An 18912-nucleotide genomic window follows, 5' to 3' on the forward strand; every position below is an offset into this window, starting at 1 on the left:
CGACAATGACCCTCATGTCACCGCTGCGCCTCAAAGCCCTGGTCCGGAAGGGCGAGCGGCCGACGGACGTCACGCTGCGCAAGGAGATGATCAGCACCATCACACAGGTCAGTGACCGTGTGCTCCGGTTCGTGATCAGCACGCCGAACCCCGACCGCGAGAACGACACGATCGCGCTCGACGGCTGGGACCTGATCAACTTCCGGCGCAATCCGGTCGTGCTCTGGGGTCATGAGCAAAGCTGCTTGCCGGTCGGCAAGGCAACCTGGATCGAGATCGATGACGGTGCGCTGAAGGCCGACGTCGAGTTCGTGCCGGGCGACTGGCCGCACATCGGCGACAAGGCAGAGGCCGTGCTTCGCTGCTGCCAGAACGGGTTCCTGGCAGCCACGAGCGTCGGCTTCCGGCCGCTCGACTACGACATCGCCAACGATCGCGACGATGGCGAGGGCTGGTGCCCGCCGATGGACTTCAAGCGGCAAGAGCTGCTTGAATTTTCGATCGTGACTGTGCCGGCCAACGCCGAAGCGCTGATCGAGTTCAACGATCTGCTGGCGCCCGGCCCGACCGGACTGCCGCTCGCTGATGTCGATGCCGACGCACGCGCCGCGCAGGAAGCAGTCGAGAAAGAGCAGCGCTTGCGCGTCGAGCGGATCCGCCGTGCGCATCGGCACACCCTCATGCTGGCAACGTCAGCCTAACCTGATTCCGGGCCGCACTTCCGCGGTAGCCGGTGCCCTCAACCGACCTTTGGGCAAGGTCGTCGCAGCGCCTTGAGGGCGCCGCTTTCCCTCCGATGGAGCCTACCAAATGAAACTGTCCGATCTGCTCCGCAAGCGATCCAACCTGATCACCGAGGCGAAGGCGCTCCGCATCAAGGAAGAGGGTCTTCCCGACGGCGAGGCGCCTGCCCAGGATGATCTCGACCGTGGCACCGCGATCATGGCGGAGATCTCCGTCCTGTCCGGCAGCATCGATCGCCTGCAGTCGCTGATGGCACTCGAGGCCGACGCGGCCGACCCCATCACCGATCCGGTCGATGGGGATCCTCTGAACGACGAAGAGCGCGGGATGCGCGATATGCAGCTGCGCCGTTTCACGCATCATGGGTCCGGCGAGCCGGCGGCCCTGAAGGAGCGCGGTTTCAAGGCCGCCCGCTTCATGATCGGGCTCTGGCATGCGAAGTCGGGCTCGATGTCCGGCGCGGCCGCTTTCATCCAGCGTCGTTTCGGCGATGCCGAGGTTGCGAAGGCGCTCAACACCGCCGGCACCGCAACCGGTGGCGCGCTGATCCCGCAGAACTTCATTCCCGACCTCATCGAGCTGCTGCGCGCGGCGACCGTGGTGCGCGACAGCGACCCGATGATCATCCCGATGCCGATGGGCAACGCGACGATCCCGCGCCTCGCGGCCGGCGCGACCGCCGGCTACCAGGGTGAGCTGGACGACATCGGCGTTTCGCAGGAAACGTTCGACGACCTGCAGCTCAACGCCAAGAAGCTCACGGCAATGGTTCCGGTCTCCAACGACCTGATCCGCCGTGCGCCGATCGGCGTAGAGGCGATCGTTCGGGACGACCTGATCCAAACCCTGGCGCGCCGCGAAGATCTCGCGTTCCTGGTGGGCGACGGGTCCGGCAACAGCCCGATCGGGTTGCTGAACCTGTGTGCCGCCGCGAACAAGCTGACGGTGCTGCCGTTCACCGACACGACCAACAACGCCCTGGTCGTCGGCGTCGTGTCGCAGGTTCTGCAGGGCATGCTGCTGCTCCTCGAGCAGGGCTTCTCGCGCATGATCCGTCCGCGCTGGATCATGCCGCCGGTGGTGAAGTCGTTCCTGCTGACCCTGCGCGACGGCGTCGGCAACTACGTGTTCAAGGACGAGATCGCCACCGGCACACTGCTAGGCATCCCGTACAAGACCACGGCGCAGCTGCCGACCAACCTGAACACCGCGGCAAACGGTGCCGCGGTGAACAACGGCGCATACCTGATGCTGGCAGACTTCGCCGACGTGGTGATCGGCGAGACCTACAACATCCTGGTCGATGCCTCGGACGTTGCCTCCTACAAGGATGGTGGCGGCAACACGGTCTCCGGCTTCCAGCGTGACCAGACCGTGTTCCGTGTGATCAGCGAGCATGACTTCAACATTCGGCACCAGGCCTCGCTGGCCATCGCCGTTCTGCCCGGCTGGAACCCCGCCGGCTACACCCCGTACGGCGGCGCTGCCTACTACGTGCAGGCACCGAGCGGCGACGGTTCGGCGGCTGCCTCCACCTGGGGCACTCCGCCGACCGGAAGCAATCTCCCCGGCAACAGCGCGGCGGCAGTTGCCGGCGGAACGCTGCCCGGCCGCGCATAGGAACAACACATGTCGGAATCGACGCTACCGGAGCGGATTGTCGAAAAGACCGTCCGCTTCCGCCGGTCCTATCAGTCCTGGAATCGGGGCGTCGAGGCCGGCTTTCCTGTGCTGACCGCGAACTCGCTCATTGCGCGCGGGATCGCGGTCGACATCTCAACGACGGTGGAGCGCGAGCCTCTCGCGGGCCGCATCATCAAGAAGGCGTAACCAGTCATGGACGATGAAAACACCGAGCCGAAGCCGTTCGAGACCGCTGCCGAGCAGCACGGGATCGTCGAGCGCACCATCGATCACGTCGAGGGGTTCTTCCATCGTGGGAAGAGCTTCACGCCAGGCCTGACCGAAGTGCCGGATAGCAAGGTTCCGGGTGCCGAGCACTCCCACGTGCACGGTCCGCAGCAGGCTGCCGTCGATCCGGTGGCCGCTGGTCTCGAGACCGAGCATTCGCCCACCACGATCAACGAGAACCGTGTGGTCAACCGGACCGGCGAGATCGGTTCCGGACCGCATACCCCGGGCACCACGCCCGCCGTGTCGGATGGATCGCCGGTCGTGGCGCCGGAAGACGACAAGCATCCGGTCGGCGGCGACCCGGCCGAAGAGAAGGCGGAGGGCTAACGCCCTTCGAGGCTGCATGTACTCCGCGATCGGCGTCGTCACACCGCCTGCCACGCTCCTCAGCCTCGACCAGGTGCGGCGACACATCCGCATCGATACCGAGGATGAGGACGACCTGCTCGAGATCTATCTCGGTGCGGCGACGACGATGGCGGAGGAGTTCCTCGCCCGGGCGCTGGTGACGCAAACCCTGCGCTGGGTGATGGCGCACTCGCCGCCGACCAACCAGTTTCCGATGTTTCCCTTCACGGCTTTCATCCTGCCGCTCTGGATGCCCTACTCGATGCTGTTCCAGCGTCCGGTGGAGATCCCGCGCTCGCCGGTACAGTCGATCGTGTCGATCGCCACGGGGCAGTGGGGCCAGGCCGATACGGTGCTGGATCCGTCCAGCTACCACCTCGATCTGAACACCGAGCCGTCCCGCCTGCACCTGCTGAACGGAGCAGGCAACTTCCCGTCCGACCATCTGATCGTCGAGTTCGTCGCGGGCTACGCCGACCCGGCCTCCGTCCCGAAGCCGATCGTCATGGCGATCCTGCTGCTCACGGCCTTTCTCTACGAGAACCGGGGCGATGCTGGCGGCGACATGCCTCCCGCCGCGACGGCGCTCCTCTGGCCATACAAGATCCAGACCTTCGGGGGCTGACCAATGCCTGAAGCCGAAGGCGTCGAGATCGGCCGGCTTCGTTGGCGCGTGCTGCTAGCAACGCGCGAGCAGTACGCGCAGATGAACGGTGGGGCCGGCATCGATGAGGTGCTGGAGGATCTCCAGCCGGTGCAGGCTGATGTTCAGCCAGTCGGCGCGATGACCTTCTGGGGCCTGGCGGGTGAGCAAGTCGATGGGCCGATCACCCACAGGATTTTCATCCGGTGGGTCGACTACCTCGACAACAAGCAAGTCGTGATCCGGCGCTCCAAGCGCCGCGACGGTACAGCGCGAACCGAACTGTTTCGCGTCCGCCGGGTCCGCGAGATCACCGGGCGCAAGCGCTTCGTCATCCTTGAGGTTGAGCTGGAGAAAGCCACCTGATGGCCGGCTTCCGGATCAAGGTTGAGAGCGCCACCCTGCTCTACAACAAGAAGGCCTTGCGCCAGGTGATGCGCGTGGCCGGTAGCGAAGTTGCCGCCACGGCTCGGAAGCTGATCCGAAGCAGTGCCGGCGGTGGTCGCACGTATCGCGGCCCGGGCGGCTCGGCAGCCAAGTATCGGGGCGGCTACCGCAAGGGCGCGTTCCAGGCCTCAGCGCCGGGCAATGCGCCATCGAACATCACGGGCACGCTCGCGAAGTCGATCCGGGTCCGGCCGTTCAAGTCGGGCGAGGGCGTTGCGATCCGAGATTCTGTTTTCTACGCGCTGTTCCTCGAGGCCGGCGCAAAGGGCGGAGGTCGCGTCAGCAGAGGCGGCATCCGGGTGAAGGGCGGCGGCGGCGTCGGGAAGGCGAGGGTGATGCAGGCCCGCCCATTCCTCTCTGCCGCCCTCGATGCCCGCAAGAGCAGCCTGGGCCCCCGCATCGCGGCGAGCCTGTCGCAGGACATCAAGCTCGTGAGGATGAAGGCCTGATGCCCGGACATCCTCCCAATAGCATGGGCGATTATCCGTGGATGCCAACTGGCGAGGTTCGATACCGCCGGCGCTTCCTGGTCGGCCCGCAGCGCCTGATGATCGAGGAGCTGCGCCGGGAGTATCGCCCGGTAGTCGCCGGTCACTCGCCAGCAAATTGGCAGAACGTCTGTCGCTTCCGCTGGGCCAACGCTCACGAAAGACAGGTCGCCAGCGAGGCGTGGTTCCGAAGTGAGGTCGAGCGCTTCGCCTCGACGATCACGATGCCAATCCACCGTCGCGAGATGAAAATGAAGCAAGTTCGTTTGCTGTCGCCGAATGGTACAGACCTCGGTTCCGCATCAATCTCGGATGATGCGGTTGGACCGGAAACGATCCGCCGCGGCGACCTGATCTTCGTGCGCAAGACGCACGACGTCTACGAGCATGTCACCTGCTGCATCGTCACGGACGACGCCGGGTGACCCTCGACGAGATCATCGCGCAGCTGAAGACCTACGCGCCGGTCTTCAACGGCAATGTCGCTGGCGCCGCCGAGTGGGAGCTTGCGGGCGACCAAGTGTGGCTGCCGGCGCCGGCGGCCTACGTGGTGCAGATCGAGGACGAACCGGGCCCCAACCTGGACCAGACCGGCCTGCAGCAGATCGTGACGCAGACGATCGGGATCATTGTCGACCTGGACAACAGCATCGACCGGCGCGGCCAGGCGGCATCGACCGATGCGGTCGGGCAGATCCGCACGGCGGTGTTCGGCGCGATCCTGAACTGGCGGCCGGGCAGCGCGAACGCGGCGCGGGGCTTTGCCTATGCGCGCGGCGGCTATTTGCGATCGAACCGGGCTCGCCTGATCTGGCAGTTCGACTTCGCCATCGAGACGACGATCACCGAGCATGACGGTTTCCAAGTGCCGTTCGAGCCGCTGGTCGAGGTCCAAGGCACCATCACCAACCAGCCGACCGGCACCACCCTCAGCGTCTTCGACGCGGCCGTTCCGCAGTCCTGACCCCCGGAGCACTCATGCGCATCAAGCCAGCGTCGGGCCTGAAGGTCCGCGACCACGTCACGCGTCAGCTATTGCCCGAGGATGGGATCGATGTGGCGGACACCAATGGTGTCCCGCACCATCCCTATTGGCAGCAGCTGATGAACCACGGGGACGTGGTTGCGGAAGAGCCTCCCCAGGAGGCCGCCGCGCTTCCGGCACTGCCTGACCACAATCCCGACGCCGATTCTGGCTCGTAGAGGACGCGCGCCATGAGCAGCACCATCAGCTTCAAGAACTACCCGGCGACCAATCGCACGCATGGCGTGTTTGCGGAGATCAATCCGCAGGAGAGCGGCGGCGCGCAAAACCAGCGCACGCTCATTCTCGGCCAGAAGGTCGCCGGCGGCACCGCGCCTCCCAACCTCGCGTTCCTGGCGACCGGACTGAACGATGCGAAGGTGCAGCTCGGCGCGGGCTCGATGCTCGCCCTGATGTACGAGCAGTATCTGGGCCAGGACACGTTCGGTGAGACGTGGCTCGCGCCGCAGGTCGACCCGGCCGCGGCCGTCGCCGCGACCGCGACGGTGACGTTCGCCGGAACGGCCACGGCCTCTGGCGCTATTTCGCTGCGTATCGCCGGCGTCCTCGAGCCGCTGTCTGTGGCGTCGGGCACCGCCGCTGCGGCGATCGCGACCGGCTGGGCTGCCGTGGTCAACGCGGACAAGAACTGCCCGGTCTCCGCGACCGTGGCCGGCGCGGTCGTCACCCTGACCGCTGACAATGCCGGCGTGGTCGGCAACGAGATCGACGTCCGGGCGAACTACCTCGGTTCCGCCGGCGGCGAGATCACCCCGCCCGGTCTGACCGTCACGATCAGCTCGGCGCAGCTGACCGGCGGTATTGGCTCGCCCTCGACGGATGTCGGAACCACGCTCACCAACCTGGGCGACAAGAGCTTCGACTTCATCGTCTGCCCCTATACCGATGCGACAACTCTCGCGACGCTGCTTGCATTCCTCAATTCGACGACGGGCCGCTGGTCCTGGCAGTCACAGATCTACGGCCATGTGTTCCTCGCCTACCGTGGCACCGCGGCGGCGCTCACCACGTTCGGCAACGGGCGCAACGAATTCACGGCGTCCTGCATGGGCTTCTACGACAGCCCGACGCCGGCCTGGTTGTGGGCTGCAGACCTGGCTGGCGCCTGCGCCACCAGCTTGCGCGCAGATCCAGGCCTGCCGCTGCAGGAGCTGGTGCTCAACGTGCTGCCGCCGCCGATCGCCAGCCGGTTCATTCTCAGCGTGCGCAACACGCTGCTCTATGACGGGCTGAGCACGTTCGTGGTCAGCGATGCTGGTGTGGTCACGATCGATCGCATGCAGACGTTCTACCAGTTCGACGCATCGGGTGCCCCGGACACGACCTGGGAGAATACCGAGACGCCGTTCATGGTCGTGGACCTGACGCGCGACATGCGGAATCAGCTGCAGACCAGCTACGGCCGCAAGAAGCTGGTCGTGGACGGCACGAACATCGCCGGCGGCTCCAACATGGTGACGTCGCAGACGATCCTCGCGACCGTCCTGGCGATCTACAAAGGCTGGTGCACCACCGGGCGGGCGCAGAATTATGCGCTCTTCAAGGCCGGGGCTCGCGCGGAGAATGCCGGCGGCGGCCGGGTCAACCTGCTGCTGCCGTTCGTGCTGGATGACCAACTACGAGCAATCGTCATGTCGATCAGCTTCATCGCAAACTCGTAAGGATCTGATCGATGAGCCAGTCGCTCTATAATGGCCTGACGGCGTCGAACACGCGTCGGGCCGGCGTTGCCTCCCTGGAGATCGACGGCGAAGCCGTGGATGTCGCGGGGGACCTGACCTACTCGCCATACAGCACCAAGAAGGAAATGCTGGTCGGGCAGTCCGGCGTGCAGGGCTTTAGCGAAATGCCCGTGACCGGCTTCATCTCGGCCCGGATCCGCGATTCCGGAACGCTGTCGGTAGCCAGTTTCCTGACGAAGACCGACAGCTCGATCGTTGCCGTCCTGGCAAATGGCAAGACGGTCTACGGCAACAACATGGTCTGCACCGAGAGCTCGGAGGTCGCCACCGCCGAGGCGACATTCACGGTCAAGTTTGAGGGCACCGACGTCACTGAGAGCAGCACCTGATGGACGCGATCGCATACGACCTGCCCGACCCGGAACTGGTCATCGAGTTCGATCCGCCGCTGTCGCATGGCGGCATGTCCTGCGACAGCATCCGTCTGCGGGAGCCGACCGGCGCGGAAGTCCGGGCGGCCGAAGGACACCTCCGCAAGGGGATCTCGGCCGAGGCGATCCGCATCTACCAGATGTCGCTGATCAGGTCGGTGTCCGGTGTTCCTCAGCAGATCATCGACGCCATGCCGATCTCGAAGATCATGATCGCATCGGAATATCTCCAGGCTTTCGTCACGCCCAACCAGGCAACTGGGAACAGCTGACCGCTCAGCTTTCCAAATGGTTTGGTTGGGGGCCTCGTGAGTGCTGGGACCTGCCGGTGAGCGAGATCACCTGGTGGCTTGAGCGGGCCAACGAACAGGCGGCAGCCCAGGCTGCGGCTCAGGTGGCAGCGCAGAAGGGGGGCAGGTGATGGCGGTTTACAGCAGCAGCTTCGCCCTCGATGTGCCGGCCTGGCTTGCGCAGCTTCAGCCCGCGTCGTGGCGCGGGCTTGGCTTCGCGGTCGACAGTTCGAGCTATCGGCGCGGCCGGCGCGTGGCCGTGCACGAATACCCGTTTCGAGATGAAATCTGGGTCGAGGATATCGGCCGGAACGTCCGGGCGGTGCAGTTCTCGGGTTTCGTGGTCGGGGACGATTGCTACGCGCAAGCGCAGGCACTGCTCGAAGCGTCCGAGACGGCGGGCTCCGGCCAGCTGATCCATCCGTCGCTCGGAAGCCTGACCGTGGCGCTCACGGCGCCCATGGAGGCGATCGAGCGCAAGGAAATGGGCCGGGTCGTCGAGATCCGGTTCGAGTTCCTGGAAACCGGCGTTTCGATCTACCCGGACAGCAGCACGTCGACGACAGACGTCGCAAACATGTTCGCGGACGATGCCGACACGGCGACCACCGGTGACTTCCTCTCCGGCATCGGCCCTGCCCTGACCGAGGGTGCCCAGGTGGTGTCCGCCGGGCTCAGGGTGGCGACGCAGGCCGTAGCCCGGGTCCGGACGCTGGCTGGTGATGCGTCGCTCATCACCGGCGCGGTGGCGGGCCTCACAGGGCAGTATGGGCGCTATGCGAGCGGCTCCAGGGGCACAATCCTGGCAGGCATCTCGAACGTTGAGGGCGCCCTGTCGGCGGTGACGGTCGCCCGGGCCGGCGTCGCCCAGGCCGGCAACACCGTCGCCAATCTGGCCGGGAGCCTCTCCCTATGACGGTTGCAGCCGACAACGGGTTTGCCTCCGCGGTCCAGGCGATGATGGAGACGCTGCGAACCGCATGCGCAGATCCTGCAGACGCCGTCCGGCTGCTGTCTTCGCTGGCTGGTTACGACCCGGGCGGCGTGCCGTCGACGGTGCCCGTCGGTGGCGCGATCTTCACGATCACGGTCTGCATGGGTCGGTTCTTCCGGCGTGCGGCCCTGTCGTCCCTGGCGCGGGCCTGCGCGACCTACCAGCCGTCGTCCTACGACGATGCGCTGGCGGTTCGGCTGGCGGTAGCGCCGCTTTATGACGCCGAGATTCTGGTCGCGGGCGATGCCGAGGAGGACGCCTCGTATCAGGCGCTTCGTTCGTTGCGAGCCGCCGTGCTGGACGACCTGATGACACGCGGTTCCGACCTGGCCCGGCTCACCACGATCACCACGAACCTGCCGCAGCCGTCTCTCGCTCTGGCCTATCGGCTCTACCGCGACGCCAGCCGGTCGGATGATCTGATTGCCCGGGCCAACCCGGTGCATCCCGGGTTCATGCCTACGTCGCTTGTCGCGCTGAGCAGCTAGGATCGTAATGGCCGACGAGACCATCACCGTCGTCGGCAAGCGACGCGGGCAGGGGGGATCAAGCGATCCGAACGAGCTGACCATTACGGTCGGCGGAATGACCTTTGGCGGCTGGCAGCAGGTGCGGGTCGCGCGCGGCGTCGAGAAGATGCCGAGCGATTTCGACGTCACCCTGACCGAGAGGTTTCCCGGGCAGACGCAGGCCGTGTCGGTGCAGCCGGGCCAGCAGTGTGTGGTCCGCCTCGGGCGTGATCGGATCCTGACCGGCCGGATCGACCGCTACTCGCCGTCCATTGGACCCGAGCAACACCAGGTGCGGATCAGCGGGCGCGGCAACTGCCGGGAGCTCGTCGACTGCGCGGCCGGGTTCGACCAGAACGGCCCGACCGGTGGCCAACTGGGCAACGTCTATATCAAGGACATCGCGGCCAAGCTGGCTGCGCCGTTTGGCATCACGGTCAAAGATACGGTCACTGACCCGGGCATGATCGTTCCGCAGTTCAACATCATCTTCGGCGAGACGGTGTTCGAGATCATCGACCGGTGCGCGCGCTACGGCGCCCGCCTCGCCTACGAGGACACCGACGGAAACCTGATCCTGGCGCAGGTCGGCACCACGCGAGCGGCCTCCGGGTTGCAGCAGGGCGTGAATATCCAGACTGCCAGCGCCGACTTCTCGATGTCCGACCGCTTCAGCGACTACTACGCGACCACCGTCGGCACCGACACGCTGGCCGACGTCTCGGACAGCGGCTTCATCATCGGCCACGAGACCGACAAGGGTGTCCCGGATTTCCGGCCGACCGTCGTTGTCTCGGCGGAAATGCAGCAGGGCGGAACGTTCATCGCCACTGCCCGCGCCCGGTGGGAAAAGGCACGACGCTACGGTCGATCGCAAGCCGTGCGGATCACCTGCGACAGCTGGCGCGACAGTGCGGGCACGCTGTGGACGCCGAACACCCTGGTGCCGATCAGCATCCCGGCACTGAAAATCGACGCGACCTGGATCATCGGCGAGGTCAGCTACGTCCGGGGCGAGGGCGGGACGACCGCTGAACTGTCCCTGATGCCACCGGAGGCCTTCCAGCCCGAGCCGGCAATCATCCAGGCATTCGACTGGCAGGTCAGCCAGGCACTTTCGGCCGGATCGGCAGCACCGGGCGACGCATAAAGGACCCCGGACGATGGCCAATGGCTTCAGCGTCACGATCACCGCAAACGACGGCGTCACTGCCACAATCGACAAGATCAACAAGAGGCTTCAGGCATTCTCGGCTCCCTACGAGAAGCTGAGCGCGTCGATGGAGAAGTTCGGGAATGTCTCCGGACTGAACAGGGTCGGCAAGGCGTTCGGCGACATCGGGCGCAGCGCGTTCGACGTGTTCCGCAACGTGACCCGCATCGTCGAGCCGCTAGCCGCGATCACTGGTGCGGCGAGCATCGCCGGCATGTATCGGTTGGCCTCGGCCTGGGCCGATTGGGGCAGCCGGCTAGGATACAATGCTGAGCGCATTGGCTTGTCGGCCGACAAGCTGAACACCTTCCAGAATGCCGCGCGTCTGGCCGGCGTTTCGGCCGACGCGATGACCGGCGGCATGACGCACCTGAAGGATGCGATGACCGACGCGCTCGCCGGGCGCAACAACGACGCGATGCAGTATTTCCAGCGCCTCGGCATCAGCATGAAGGCGCTGCACGGCACGGCCGACAGCGTGATGCCGCAGATCATTTCCAAGATCGGCGCGCTCGAGAAGGTCAACCCGACGCTTGCAGCTCGGGTCACCAGCAGCATCTTCGGTAGTGAGGAGCTGCTGCGGGTGTTCCGGCAGGGCCTGCCGGCGTTCCAGCAGTACATCGCCCAGGCGAAGCAGCTCGGCGGCATCACGGACGACCAGGTCCGGAAGGCCGACCAGCTGCGGCAGTCGCAGACGGCGCTGACGATCTCGGTCGAGCAATTCGGCTACACGCTCGCGGCCGGACTCCAGCCGGTGATCGGGCCGATCGTCGATTTCATGACCAACTGGCTGTCGGTGAATCGGGATTGGCTGGCCAACACGATCACCGACGACGTCAGGCAGTTCGTCGACTACCTGAAGGGTGCTAACTGGAAGGGCCTGCGCGACGACTTCAACAAGTGGTACGACGCGGTCAAGCACCTGGTCGATGCGCTTGGTGGTCCGAAGGCAGCGCTCGAGGATCTGTTCCTCGTCATGGCGGGCGGCTTCGCGCTCAAGGTGATGGCGCCGTTCCTGGCGCTCGCCGGTGCGCTGGACGGCGTGCTGTTGAAGTTCGGCCGGATCGTGTTGGCGGCGCGGGCTGCGCAGGCAGCAAGTGTCGCAGCAGTCGGCGGTGAGGCAGTTGCAGGTGCAGCAGCAGCAGCAGGCGCGGCCGGATCCGGGACGGCGGCGGTGGTGGCCGGTGGCGAAGCCGCCGCCGGCGGACTGGCGGGCATGAGTGGGCTCGGGCTCGCGACGCCTCTCCTGATCGGTGCGGCCGTCACCGGGACGATCGCCTACCTGACCGCACACGGTCTGTCCTGGCTGTTCGGCCAGGGCTGGAATGCCGCCCCGACAGGCCATGCCGTCGCCAACCAGGCGAACCGTGGGCACGATCCGCACTCGGCGATCCATTCGAGCAGCGGGCCGCAGCGCGGCAACGTTCCGCGCGGGTATCGGAACAACAACCCGCTCAACCTGACCTATGTGCCAGGTCAGATTGGGGTCACCGGGTCAGACGGTCGTTTCGGCCAATACGGCACGATGTCGGATGGCGTGGCAGCGGCTGAGCGGCAGATGCTGCTCAACCAGAACCGCGGCGCCGGCACGCTGTCGGCACTGATCTCGAAGTGGGCGCCGCCGAACGAGAACGACACGGCGGGCTACATTGCGCAGGTGGCAGGACAGACCGGGCTCGACGCGAACGCTCCGGTCAACATGCGCGACCCGTCGATCGCCTCGAAGGTGATCGGAGCCATGGCAGCGCGGGAGAACGGGCATCCGCTCGACACGGCGTCGCTCACCAGCGGCGTCAATGCGGTGATCGGTGCTGGCGCACCTGCTCAGCAGTTCGCGAGCTCCGGCCAGCCTGCCCCGGAAGGGAAGGTCGTTGTCCATGTCCAGACCGACCCAGGCACGAAAGCGACGGTGAAGTCGACGACCGGGAACGTGCAGGCGAAGGGGGTGGCGACGTCGTCCATAGCCTCCGGCTACGCCATATGAGCGACATTCTGGCGGGTCTGACCCGCCGCCTGCAGAACGTGGTGCAGGTGATGCGCACCACGGTGGCGCCGATCGACAGCGGGCCCGTGCAGACGGTGCAGGCGAAGTCGAACAGCGCGCAGACCCGGGACAATATCCCGGTCACATACCATTACGGCTTCTCTGCACACATCCCGGTCGGCAGCGACATCATTGTCCTCAACGTGTCCGGTGATGGCACCAAGGGAATGGTCATCAGCTCGGCGCACCAGGGATCGCGGCCGAAGAACCTCACCGACGGACAGGTGATGCTCTACGACCTGACGGGCTCGTCCGTCCTGATGGATGGGAAAGGCGGAGTGGTCCTCACCGCGTCCGGGGGCACCGTCACCATCAACGGGAAGCTCGTCGTCACCGAAGACGCGACGATCGGCGGAATTACCTTCCTCGCGCACGAGCACTCGAACGGCAATGACGGCAACGCGACAGGCGCGCCGATCGCGGGGACCTGACGCATGGATCTGCAGATCGAGTGGCGCCCGGACCTGTTCGCCGGCGACTGGGTCGTCGCGGGCGGCAGCCTGGCCATCAGCGCGACCGGAAGCGACGACCTGAAGAGCGCGGTGTTGGTCAGCCTGTTCACCTGGGGCGCCGCGCCAGCCGGCTACGTCAGCCCGACCGGCGACACCGACCCGCGCGGGTGGTGGGGCGACACGTACGAGCCCAGTCCGATCGGCTCGCTCCTCTGGACGCTGCTCCGCGCGAAGAAGAGCGACGGGAAGGCCCTGCTGCAACAGGCTAAGGGCATCTGCCTCGACGCCCTGGCGTGGATGAAGAAAGACGGCGTCGCCAAGACGATCGAGGTGACCACCTTCTGGTTCACCCCAAGCGCGATGGGCATCACGGTCGCGATTACCAAGCCGAGCGGCCAAGTATTCGGATTCGCCTATACTTGGAAGGGCTTCTGACTTGCCATACAGCCGGCCCGCCCTCACCGAGATCAACACCACTGCGCTCCAGGACATCCAGAACGCCAATATCTCGGGCGTGGACGGGCTGCTCCAGCGCGCGGTGCTGCGGGTGCTGGCGCGCGCCATGTCGGGGCTCGCCTACGAGCATTACGGCTACCAGGATTACATCGCCCGCCAGGCCGTTCCTTGGACCGCGACGGGCGAGTTTCTCGAAGGCTGGGCGGCCCTTAAGGCGGTCTATCGCAAGGCGGCGTCCGCCGCATCGCTCCCAGCCACCTTCACGGGCGCTGAAGGTCGCGTGCTTCCGTCCGGCACGCCGGTCTCGACCGGTAATTCGCTGGCGTTCGTCACCACGGCGGCCGGGACCGTCGTTGGCGGGTCGGTCACCGTTCCGATCACCAGCACCGGGACCGGTACCGACTATAATCTGACCCCAGGGACCTCGCTCAGCCTCGGCACCGTCATCACCGGGATCAACAGCTCCGGCACGTCGGGCGCGCTGACCACCACGGCGGCTGACGAAGAGACCGACGACGAGCTCCGCACCAGGATGCTGCAGGTCTATGCCAACCCGCCTCAGGGAGGCTCCAGGAGCGACTATGTGACCTGGGCGGAAGCGGTGCCCGGCGTCACGCGCGCCTGGTGCAACGCGAATGGATCCGGCGCCGGCACGGTGGTCGTCTACACGATGTTCGACGACGCGGAAGCAGCCAACGGTGGCTTTCCGCAGGGATCGAACGGCGGCGCGACCGCGGAAAGCAGGACAGCGGCCGCCACCGGCGATCAGCTGACCGTCGCGAATGCCATCTACCCACTCCGGCCGGTGACCGCGCTCGTCATCTCCGCCGCCCCGCTGCCGCAGCCGATATCGTTCGTACTCCAGGACGTGTTTCCGAGCACTGTGAATGTCGCTGACATCGAAGCGGCACTGACGGACCTGTTCCTTCGCATCGGGGATCCGACCGGCATGACGCTCTACCCGTCGGACTGGACAGGGGTGATCAGCTCGGTAGCGGGCATGGACCACTTCGACGTGATCAGCCCGGCCGCGCCGGTCGTCATCCCGGTCGGCTACCTGCCGACGCTGGGGACTGTCGCGGCGACGAACTGATGGCTTACACGTCCGCCGATTTTCTCAGTCTGTTGCAGGGCCTGCTGCCGACCGGACCGGTCTGGCCACGCGATCCCGCGGCCATCCAGACACAAGTCCTTGCCGCGCTGGTTCCGACCTATGCCAACCTGGCAGAGCGCGACGAGAATCTGCTGTTCGACGCCTTCCCGGCGACGGCCGACGAACTGCTGCCGGAATGGGAGTATTCGCTCGGTCTTCCGGATCCATGCGCTGGTAACGCGGCAACGCTCGAGCTGAGGCGTGCGCAGGTCGTCGCCCGCTTCACGGCCCTTGGCGGGCAGAGCATCGATTATCTCGTCGCCTTCGCGGCCGCCCTTGGTTATGCGATCTCGATTTCCGAATATGCGCCGCGGCGCTTCGGCGCCGGGTTCGGACAGCCGATGAACGGCGAGGCCTGGGCATTTGCCTGGCAAGTGTCCACCACCCAGTTCTCGATCATCCAGCGCAAATTCGGTGACGTATTGGGCGAGCCGTTCGCGACCTGGGGCAGCACGGTCCTGCTGTGCGAGCTGCAGCGCCTGTCGCCCGCGCATACGACCATCATCTTCAACTTCGCGGGCGTCACCTGGGACACCTTCGATCCGGACGTGGATGTGTTGCCCGCATGATGAAGTATCTTCTCGTCGCCGCGATGCTGGTGCTGTTCGGCTCAGCCGTGCCAGCTCATGGCCAATCCGGCTTCACGCTTCAGGGCAACAGCATTCCCACGGCGGCCGGGTTCAACGCCTTGGGCACGACGAAGCTCGACAAGATCAACGGAAGCGCCATCGGTCTCGCTCTGGATCCGACATCGAATGTCAGGCCGGCGACAGCAATCAACGCGCAGACGATAGCGGCAGTGGCTGCGGCGACCGGTGTTGCGCCAGACTGGTTCAAATTGGCCGCCGACGGCGTGGACGACGCACCGTCGATCAACCGGGCCATTGCCGCGGAGTGCTCGCTTTCCACTGGGCGCCATGACCTCGCGTTCCAGGGCCGGCACTACGTCCTCAACACGCCGGTGACGCAGAGCTGTCAGCTGAACTGGGTCGGAAAGGGTTTCCAGGAACAGCCGCTGCAGACCGCCATCTCCAGCGCCCCGGGCACCTGGTTCGACATCGGCGCCTCATTCATCGGATCGCTCACGCCGCCGATCTCCTTCATCGCCAGTGCCGAAGGCAGCATCGTCGAGAGCTTGGCATTCGACGAGCCAGGCATGACACCGCCGCCGACCGCCGTTTTCAACGGTAACCAGCTGATCGGGTGGTCGCCCTCAACCTGGTCGCCGGCGGCCTACCCGCAGATCATCGAGGTCTCGGCCGGGTCGACCGGCATGGTCCTCCATCATCTGATGTTCGACGGCGTCAACGCGGGAATCGTGGTCACCGGGGCGGGCCGGTCGAACATCTATGACATCCGCGGTCAGGCTTTCGCCTACTTGGTCAACGAGCAGGAGTCCTACGACGTCACGCGGATCACCGATATCCATGCGTGGCTTTTCTGGTCGTCGGCCGACCCGGTCATCCAGTATCAGCAGGCAAACACCTCGGCCATCGAGAGCTACCGGAACGATACGCCGTTCTGGGACGGCATCTTCGCTTTCGGGGTCGAAAATGGCGTCCTGATCGACCAGCAGGCGGACGGCACGACGACCGGTGCGATGCTTTCTCGCCTCCAGTGCGATTTCACGCTGCATTGCCTCCACATCGCAACCAATGCTGTCTCGGTGCAGTTGCAGCTCAACAACATCCGCAGCTATGGCCAGAAGTGGAGCCAGATCACCGGCGCGCCGGTCACCATGATGCCAGGATCGAACGTAATTCAGGTCGACGGCGCCGGCGTGTTCCAGCTTGGCAACTTCGAGAATTACGGCTCGGACGCCTCGGCGATCGCCCTGACCAATCCGACGTCGCTGTCGACGATCTACATCGCCAGCGTCTACGCGATCCTGACCAGGCAGAGCGCGAACAGCAACCTTGTGCTGTTCCCAAGCTCCGGAACGGGCGGCAGCACCGTCAGCATCGGCAACCTGATTCAGACCACCGACGCGCCGAGCGGCTATGCGCTGACCAACACCGGCGGAGCAAAGACTGGCGTCGGCTCACTCCTCGTTACCACCGGCACCCTGACCCACTAAGGCGCCGCCTTTCTAGGCCGCCCTGGAGTCCCCATGGATCTTCTGATTGCACCGAACACGGTCGCTTATGCGGCGCGCGATGTCGCGCCTGCGAACGGCACGCCAGGCTGGGCTACGGGTGGAAACCCCGGGACCGGTGTGCCCGCGACGATCGACGAGGCATACCAGTACAACGCCCTGATCGAGGAAGTGACAAACGTCATCAAGGCATCGGGTGTTGCGCTCGACCGGACCAATAACGCGCAGCTGCTCGGTGCAGTGTCGGGTCGCCTGATCAATATCAGAACCTTCCAGACCAGCGGCACGTACACGCCGGCCGCCGGGGTGACGAAGGTCAAGGTCACCGTCGTCGGCGGTGGCGCTGGTGGTTCGGAATGCCAGGGCAACTCCCTTGCCGCGAGTATCAGCGGCGGCGGCGGTGGCGGTGGCGGCGCGGCAATTTCCTTGATCCCGGTTTCGTCGATCGTGGCGCCTGTAGCGGTCACCGTCGGCGTCCAGGGAACGCAGCAGGTCTCTGGAGGAACCTCGTCCTTTGGTAACTACGTTTCGGCGACCGGGGGAACTGGCAGCAAATTCACCGGGGGTGGCGTTTCTCCAGGCGGCGGCGGCGGTGTCGGCCTGAACGGAAATGTCGCAAACATAAACGGCAGCGACGGCAGCGATGGTCAATCCGGCGCCTCCTTCATCTTTGCCGGAGATGGCGGATCGAGCTTCCTGGGCGGCGGCGGTCGCGCCGGAAACCTCGGCGGAACGTCCGGCGGCAACTACGGCGGCGGCGGTGGCGGGGCCTACGACGCCACCCTGAGCAATAACCAGTATCCCGGAGGTGCCGGGGCACCCGGCGTCGTCATCGTCGAGGAATATGCATAGTGGCACAGCAAGCATACGCGATCATCGCGGCGGCTCCGATGAGCTACATCGCTCCGGATGGCAGCAGTGCCCAGGCAGCCGCCGGCACGGTGATCAACCGCGTCATGTGGGACGGCAGTTCGTCGTGGGCGCCGCCTGCCGGCACGGAAGCCCGGGCGGATCCGACCGGAACCCTGAACATCGGCGCCACAACCGCCGTCTGATCGGATCATCATGGACCGCCTCTGCAGAACAGCGCCCAGGCCGCCGTCCGGCGTTGGCTGGGACGTCAGCCGGGCCCGGACGCTGGTGCTGGCTGCGCCACGTCCGCTGCGCGGCGTCCGGCCGTCGCGCGTGCATCTCGAATGGGCCGCCAAAGCAAGCGCCGACTGCCTCGACTTCGCGCTCGATCCGTCCCCCGTGCTGGCCGACGCTGGAGACACGCTGGTCGGCGCCTCGGTCACCGTACCGGCGGTGGTGAACGATACCGACCTGGTGGTCCTCTGGTGCACGATCATCGGTGGCCTGGTGGTGATCATGACCGGCGGCGGCCAGCCGTGCACCCGGGTGCCGGTGCAGGTCACCCTGACCACGGCGGCCGGACGGCGTCTGTTCGAAAGCGTGCTCCTGCCGATCGATAACGATAGCCCGGCGACGGTTCCGCAGACGGTCGCGCAGCTGGCGGGCGGGATCGCGATCGCGCCGAACGCCATCGCGCTGCCGGATGGGTCGATCCTCACGGACAGCCTCGGCCAGCCCTTCATCCTCGCCTGATCGGAGATCCGATGTCCGGAACCACTACCAAGGCAGGCACGCCGCTGAGCAGCCTGCCGACGGCTTCGGCCGTGGCCGACACCGATCTCGTGCTGCTGGTCATCGACGACCCTATTACCGGGCTGCCAACGCCTGTCCTGGTGCAGCGCGCCACGGTCGCCGCGTCTCCTGCCGCCCTGGCCGCCCTCGTGGCCACGGTGGCTGCGCAGTCCGGGACCATCGCAGCTCAGGCCGCCAGCATCGCCGCTCTGCAGGCCGTGGTGGCGCGCCTCGAGGCGGGCACCGGCCAGACGACATCGAACCTGCTCACCGTTGGCGGCGCCGCCGTCACGGTCAACAGCCAAACCCTGACCGCCTGA

At 65.9% G+C, this 18912-nt stretch carries 27 protein-coding genes; all 27 read left to right on the plus strand.

The window, feature by feature from the left end; translation table 11 throughout:
- The first annotated feature begins 5 nt into the window (after positions 1 to 5).
- The 27 genes from HN018_RS06840 (at position 6) to HN018_RS06970 (ending at position 18912) form a co-directional block, all read left to right on the plus strand.
- The gene (locus HN018_RS06840; RefSeq protein WP_171834780.1) at positions 6 to 701 is read left to right on the plus strand and encodes an HK97 family phage prohead protease; all 696 of its coding nucleotides are present in this window, start codon (positions 6 to 8) and stop codon (positions 699 to 701) included.
- 109 nt (positions 702 to 810) lie between these two features.
- Positions 811 to 2364, plus strand: coding sequence for a phage major capsid protein (locus tag HN018_RS06845; protein ID WP_171834781.1), 1554 nt, complete (start codon positions 811 to 813; stop codon positions 2362 to 2364).
- A gap of 9 nt (positions 2365 to 2373) precedes the next feature.
- Positions 2374 to 2574 (plus strand): hypothetical protein, encoded by a 201-nt coding sequence (locus HN018_RS06850; RefSeq protein ID WP_171834782.1) that lies wholly within the window; start codon positions 2374 to 2376, stop codon positions 2572 to 2574.
- Between the two features lie 6 nt (positions 2575 to 2580).
- Positions 2581 to 2985 carry a hypothetical protein gene (locus HN018_RS06855; protein ID WP_171834783.1) on the plus strand — a complete coding sequence of 135 codons (405 nt, stop codon included), beginning with the start codon at positions 2581 to 2583 and terminating at the stop codon, positions 2983 to 2985.
- A 16-nt stretch (positions 2986 to 3001) separates the two neighbouring features.
- The gene (locus HN018_RS06860; RefSeq protein WP_171834784.1) at positions 3002 to 3631 is read left to right on the plus strand and encodes a head-tail connector protein; all 630 of its coding nucleotides are present in this window, start codon (positions 3002 to 3004) and stop codon (positions 3629 to 3631) included.
- Between the two features lie 3 nt (positions 3632 to 3634).
- Positions 3635 to 4015: a phage head completion protein gene (locus HN018_RS06865; protein WP_171834785.1), complete on the plus strand. Its 381-nt coding sequence runs from the start codon at positions 3635 to 3637 to the stop codon at positions 4013 to 4015.
- Positions 4015 to 4545, plus strand: coding sequence for a hypothetical protein (locus tag HN018_RS06870; protein WP_171834786.1), 531 nt, complete (start codon positions 4015 to 4017; stop codon positions 4543 to 4545). Before HN018_RS06865 ends, HN018_RS06870 begins: the two co-directional genes overlap by 1 nt.
- Positions 4545 to 5009, plus strand: coding sequence for a hypothetical protein (locus tag HN018_RS06875; protein ID WP_171834787.1), 465 nt, complete (start codon positions 4545 to 4547; stop codon positions 5007 to 5009). The genes HN018_RS06870 and HN018_RS06875 overlap by 1 nt, the downstream gene beginning before the upstream one ends.
- Positions 5006 to 5548, plus strand: a complete 543-nt coding sequence (locus HN018_RS06880; protein ID WP_171834788.1) for a phage tail terminator protein — start codon at positions 5006 to 5008, stop codon at positions 5546 to 5548. Before HN018_RS06875 ends, HN018_RS06880 begins: the two co-directional genes overlap by 4 nt.
- Before the next feature lie 14 nt (positions 5549 to 5562).
- Positions 5563 to 5787 carry a DUF2635 domain-containing protein gene (locus HN018_RS06885; RefSeq protein WP_171834789.1) on the plus strand — a complete coding sequence of 75 codons (225 nt, stop codon included), beginning with the start codon at positions 5563 to 5565 and terminating at the stop codon, positions 5785 to 5787.
- Between the two features lie 12 nt (positions 5788 to 5799).
- A complete protein-coding gene (locus HN018_RS06890; RefSeq protein WP_171834790.1) occupies positions 5800 to 7290 on the plus strand; it encodes a phage tail sheath subtilisin-like domain-containing protein in 1491 nt (496 codons plus the stop codon).
- An 11-nt stretch (positions 7291 to 7301) separates the two neighbouring features.
- Positions 7302 to 7700, plus strand: coding sequence for a phage tail tube protein (locus HN018_RS06895; protein ID WP_171834791.1), 399 nt, complete (start codon positions 7302 to 7304; stop codon positions 7698 to 7700).
- The gene (locus HN018_RS06900; protein ID WP_171834792.1) at positions 7700 to 8014 is read left to right on the plus strand and encodes a phage tail assembly protein; all 315 of its coding nucleotides are present in this window, start codon (positions 7700 to 7702) and stop codon (positions 8012 to 8014) included. Before HN018_RS06895 ends, HN018_RS06900 begins: the two co-directional genes overlap by 1 nt.
- Positions 8011 to 8163, plus strand: a complete 153-nt coding sequence (locus HN018_RS29380; protein ID WP_408886787.1) for a GpE family phage tail protein — start codon at positions 8011 to 8013, stop codon at positions 8161 to 8163. The genes HN018_RS06900 and HN018_RS29380 overlap by 4 nt, the downstream gene beginning before the upstream one ends.
- Positions 8163 to 8948 (plus strand): DNA circularization N-terminal domain-containing protein, encoded by a 786-nt coding sequence (locus tag HN018_RS06910; protein ID WP_171834793.1) that lies wholly within the window; start codon positions 8163 to 8165, stop codon positions 8946 to 8948. The genes HN018_RS29380 and HN018_RS06910 overlap by 1 nt, the downstream gene beginning before the upstream one ends.
- A complete protein-coding gene (locus tag HN018_RS06915) occupies positions 8945 to 9514 on the plus strand; it encodes a hypothetical protein (protein WP_171834794.1) in 570 nt (189 codons plus the stop codon). The genes HN018_RS06910 and HN018_RS06915 overlap by 4 nt, the downstream gene beginning before the upstream one ends.
- 7 nt (positions 9515 to 9521) lie before the next feature.
- Positions 9522 to 10685 carry a phage baseplate assembly protein gene (locus tag HN018_RS06920; protein ID WP_171834795.1) on the plus strand — a complete coding sequence of 388 codons (1164 nt, stop codon included), beginning with the start codon at positions 9522 to 9524 and terminating at the stop codon, positions 10683 to 10685.
- A gap of 13 nt (positions 10686 to 10698) precedes the next feature.
- Positions 10699 to 12732: a hypothetical protein gene (locus HN018_RS06925; protein ID WP_171834796.1), complete on the plus strand. Its 2034-nt coding sequence runs from the start codon at positions 10699 to 10701 to the stop codon at positions 12730 to 12732.
- Entirely contained in the window at positions 12729 to 13223 is a 495-nt protein-coding gene (locus HN018_RS06930) for a phage baseplate assembly protein domain-containing protein (protein WP_171834797.1), read from the plus strand. The genes HN018_RS06925 and HN018_RS06930 overlap by 4 nt, the downstream gene beginning before the upstream one ends.
- A gap of 3 nt (positions 13224 to 13226) precedes the next feature.
- Positions 13227 to 13679, plus strand: a complete 453-nt coding sequence (locus HN018_RS06935; protein WP_171834798.1) for a phage GP46 family protein — start codon at positions 13227 to 13229, stop codon at positions 13677 to 13679.
- 1 nt (position 13680) lies between these two features.
- Positions 13681 to 14793: a baseplate J/gp47 family protein gene (locus tag HN018_RS06940; RefSeq protein ID WP_171834799.1), complete on the plus strand. Its 1113-nt coding sequence runs from the start codon at positions 13681 to 13683 to the stop codon at positions 14791 to 14793.
- A complete protein-coding gene (locus HN018_RS06945) occupies positions 14793 to 15422 on the plus strand; it encodes a YmfQ family protein (RefSeq protein WP_171834800.1) in 630 nt (209 codons plus the stop codon). Before HN018_RS06940 ends, HN018_RS06945 begins: the two co-directional genes overlap by 1 nt.
- On the plus strand, positions 15419 to 16930 hold the full coding sequence (locus HN018_RS06950; protein WP_171834801.1) for a hypothetical protein: 1512 nt from the start codon (positions 15419 to 15421) through the stop codon (positions 16928 to 16930). Before HN018_RS06945 ends, HN018_RS06950 begins: the two co-directional genes overlap by 4 nt.
- 33 nt (positions 16931 to 16963) lie before the next feature.
- On the plus strand, positions 16964 to 17800 hold the full coding sequence (locus HN018_RS06955; RefSeq protein WP_171834802.1) for a glycine-rich domain-containing protein: 837 nt from the start codon (positions 16964 to 16966) through the stop codon (positions 17798 to 17800).
- Positions 17800 to 18003: a hypothetical protein gene (locus HN018_RS06960; RefSeq protein WP_171834391.1), complete on the plus strand. Its 204-nt coding sequence runs from the start codon at positions 17800 to 17802 to the stop codon at positions 18001 to 18003. Before HN018_RS06955 ends, HN018_RS06960 begins: the two co-directional genes overlap by 1 nt.
- 10 nt (positions 18004 to 18013) lie before the next feature.
- On the plus strand, positions 18014 to 18553 hold the full coding sequence (locus HN018_RS06965; RefSeq protein ID WP_171834803.1) for a phage fiber-tail adaptor protein: 540 nt from the start codon (positions 18014 to 18016) through the stop codon (positions 18551 to 18553).
- An 11-nt stretch (positions 18554 to 18564) separates the two neighbouring features.
- The gene (locus HN018_RS06970; RefSeq protein WP_171834804.1) at positions 18565 to 18912 is read left to right on the plus strand and encodes a hypothetical protein; all 348 of its coding nucleotides are present in this window, start codon (positions 18565 to 18567) and stop codon (positions 18910 to 18912) included.

Origin of the sequence: Lichenicola cladoniae, assembly GCF_013201075.1 — a bacterium.
Classification (GTDB): domain Bacteria; phylum Pseudomonadota; class Alphaproteobacteria; order Acetobacterales; family Acetobacteraceae; genus Lichenicola; species Lichenicola cladoniae.

Bases quoted from the DNA above. Each gene is read 5' to 3' on its own strand.
- HN018_RS06840 (WP_171834780.1), top strand. From the start codon at position 6: ATGACCCTCATGTCACCGCTGCGCCTCAAAGCCCTGGTCCGGAAGGGC.
- HN018_RS06845 (WP_171834781.1), top strand. From the start codon at position 811: ATGAAACTGTCCGATCTGCTCCGCAAGCGATCCAACCTGATCACCGAG.
- HN018_RS06850 (WP_171834782.1), top strand. From the start codon at position 2,374: ATGTCGGAATCGACGCTACCGGAGCGGATTGTCGAAAAGACCGTCCGC.
- HN018_RS06855 (WP_171834783.1), top strand. From the start codon at position 2,581: ATGGACGATGAAAACACCGAGCCGAAGCCGTTCGAGACCGCTGCCGAG.
- HN018_RS06860 (WP_171834784.1), top strand. From the start codon at position 3,002: ATGTACTCCGCGATCGGCGTCGTCACACCGCCTGCCACGCTCCTCAGC.
- HN018_RS06865 (WP_171834785.1), top strand. From the start codon at position 3,635: ATGCCTGAAGCCGAAGGCGTCGAGATCGGCCGGCTTCGTTGGCGCGTG.
- HN018_RS06870 (WP_171834786.1), top strand. From the start codon at position 4,015: ATGGCCGGCTTCCGGATCAAGGTTGAGAGCGCCACCCTGCTCTACAAC.
- HN018_RS06875 (WP_171834787.1), top strand. From the start codon at position 4,545: ATGCCCGGACATCCTCCCAATAGCATGGGCGATTATCCGTGGATGCCA.
- HN018_RS06885 (WP_171834789.1), top strand. From the start codon at position 5,563: ATGCGCATCAAGCCAGCGTCGGGCCTGAAGGTCCGCGACCACGTCACG.
- HN018_RS06890 (WP_171834790.1), top strand. From the start codon at position 5,800: ATGAGCAGCACCATCAGCTTCAAGAACTACCCGGCGACCAATCGCACG.
- HN018_RS06895 (WP_171834791.1), top strand. From the start codon at position 7,302: ATGAGCCAGTCGCTCTATAATGGCCTGACGGCGTCGAACACGCGTCGG.
- HN018_RS06900 (WP_171834792.1), top strand. From the start codon at position 7,700: ATGGACGCGATCGCATACGACCTGCCCGACCCGGAACTGGTCATCGAG.
- HN018_RS06910 (WP_171834793.1), top strand. From the start codon at position 8,163: ATGGCGGTTTACAGCAGCAGCTTCGCCCTCGATGTGCCGGCCTGGCTT.
- HN018_RS06915 (WP_171834794.1), top strand. From the start codon at position 8,945: ATGACGGTTGCAGCCGACAACGGGTTTGCCTCCGCGGTCCAGGCGATG.
- HN018_RS06920 (WP_171834795.1), top strand. From the start codon at position 9,522: ATGGCCGACGAGACCATCACCGTCGTCGGCAAGCGACGCGGGCAGGGG.
- HN018_RS06925 (WP_171834796.1), top strand. From the start codon at position 10,699: ATGGCCAATGGCTTCAGCGTCACGATCACCGCAAACGACGGCGTCACT.
- HN018_RS06930 (WP_171834797.1), top strand. From the start codon at position 12,729: ATGAGCGACATTCTGGCGGGTCTGACCCGCCGCCTGCAGAACGTGGTG.
- HN018_RS06935 (WP_171834798.1), top strand. From the start codon at position 13,227: ATGGATCTGCAGATCGAGTGGCGCCCGGACCTGTTCGCCGGCGACTGG.
- HN018_RS06945 (WP_171834800.1), top strand. From the start codon at position 14,793: ATGGCTTACACGTCCGCCGATTTTCTCAGTCTGTTGCAGGGCCTGCTG.
- HN018_RS06950 (WP_171834801.1), top strand. From the start codon at position 15,419: ATGATGAAGTATCTTCTCGTCGCCGCGATGCTGGTGCTGTTCGGCTCA.
- HN018_RS06955 (WP_171834802.1), top strand. From the start codon at position 16,964: ATGGATCTTCTGATTGCACCGAACACGGTCGCTTATGCGGCGCGCGAT.
- HN018_RS06965 (WP_171834803.1), top strand. From the start codon at position 18,014: ATGGACCGCCTCTGCAGAACAGCGCCCAGGCCGCCGTCCGGCGTTGGC.
- HN018_RS06970 (WP_171834804.1), top strand. From the start codon at position 18,565: ATGTCCGGAACCACTACCAAGGCAGGCACGCCGCTGAGCAGCCTGCCG.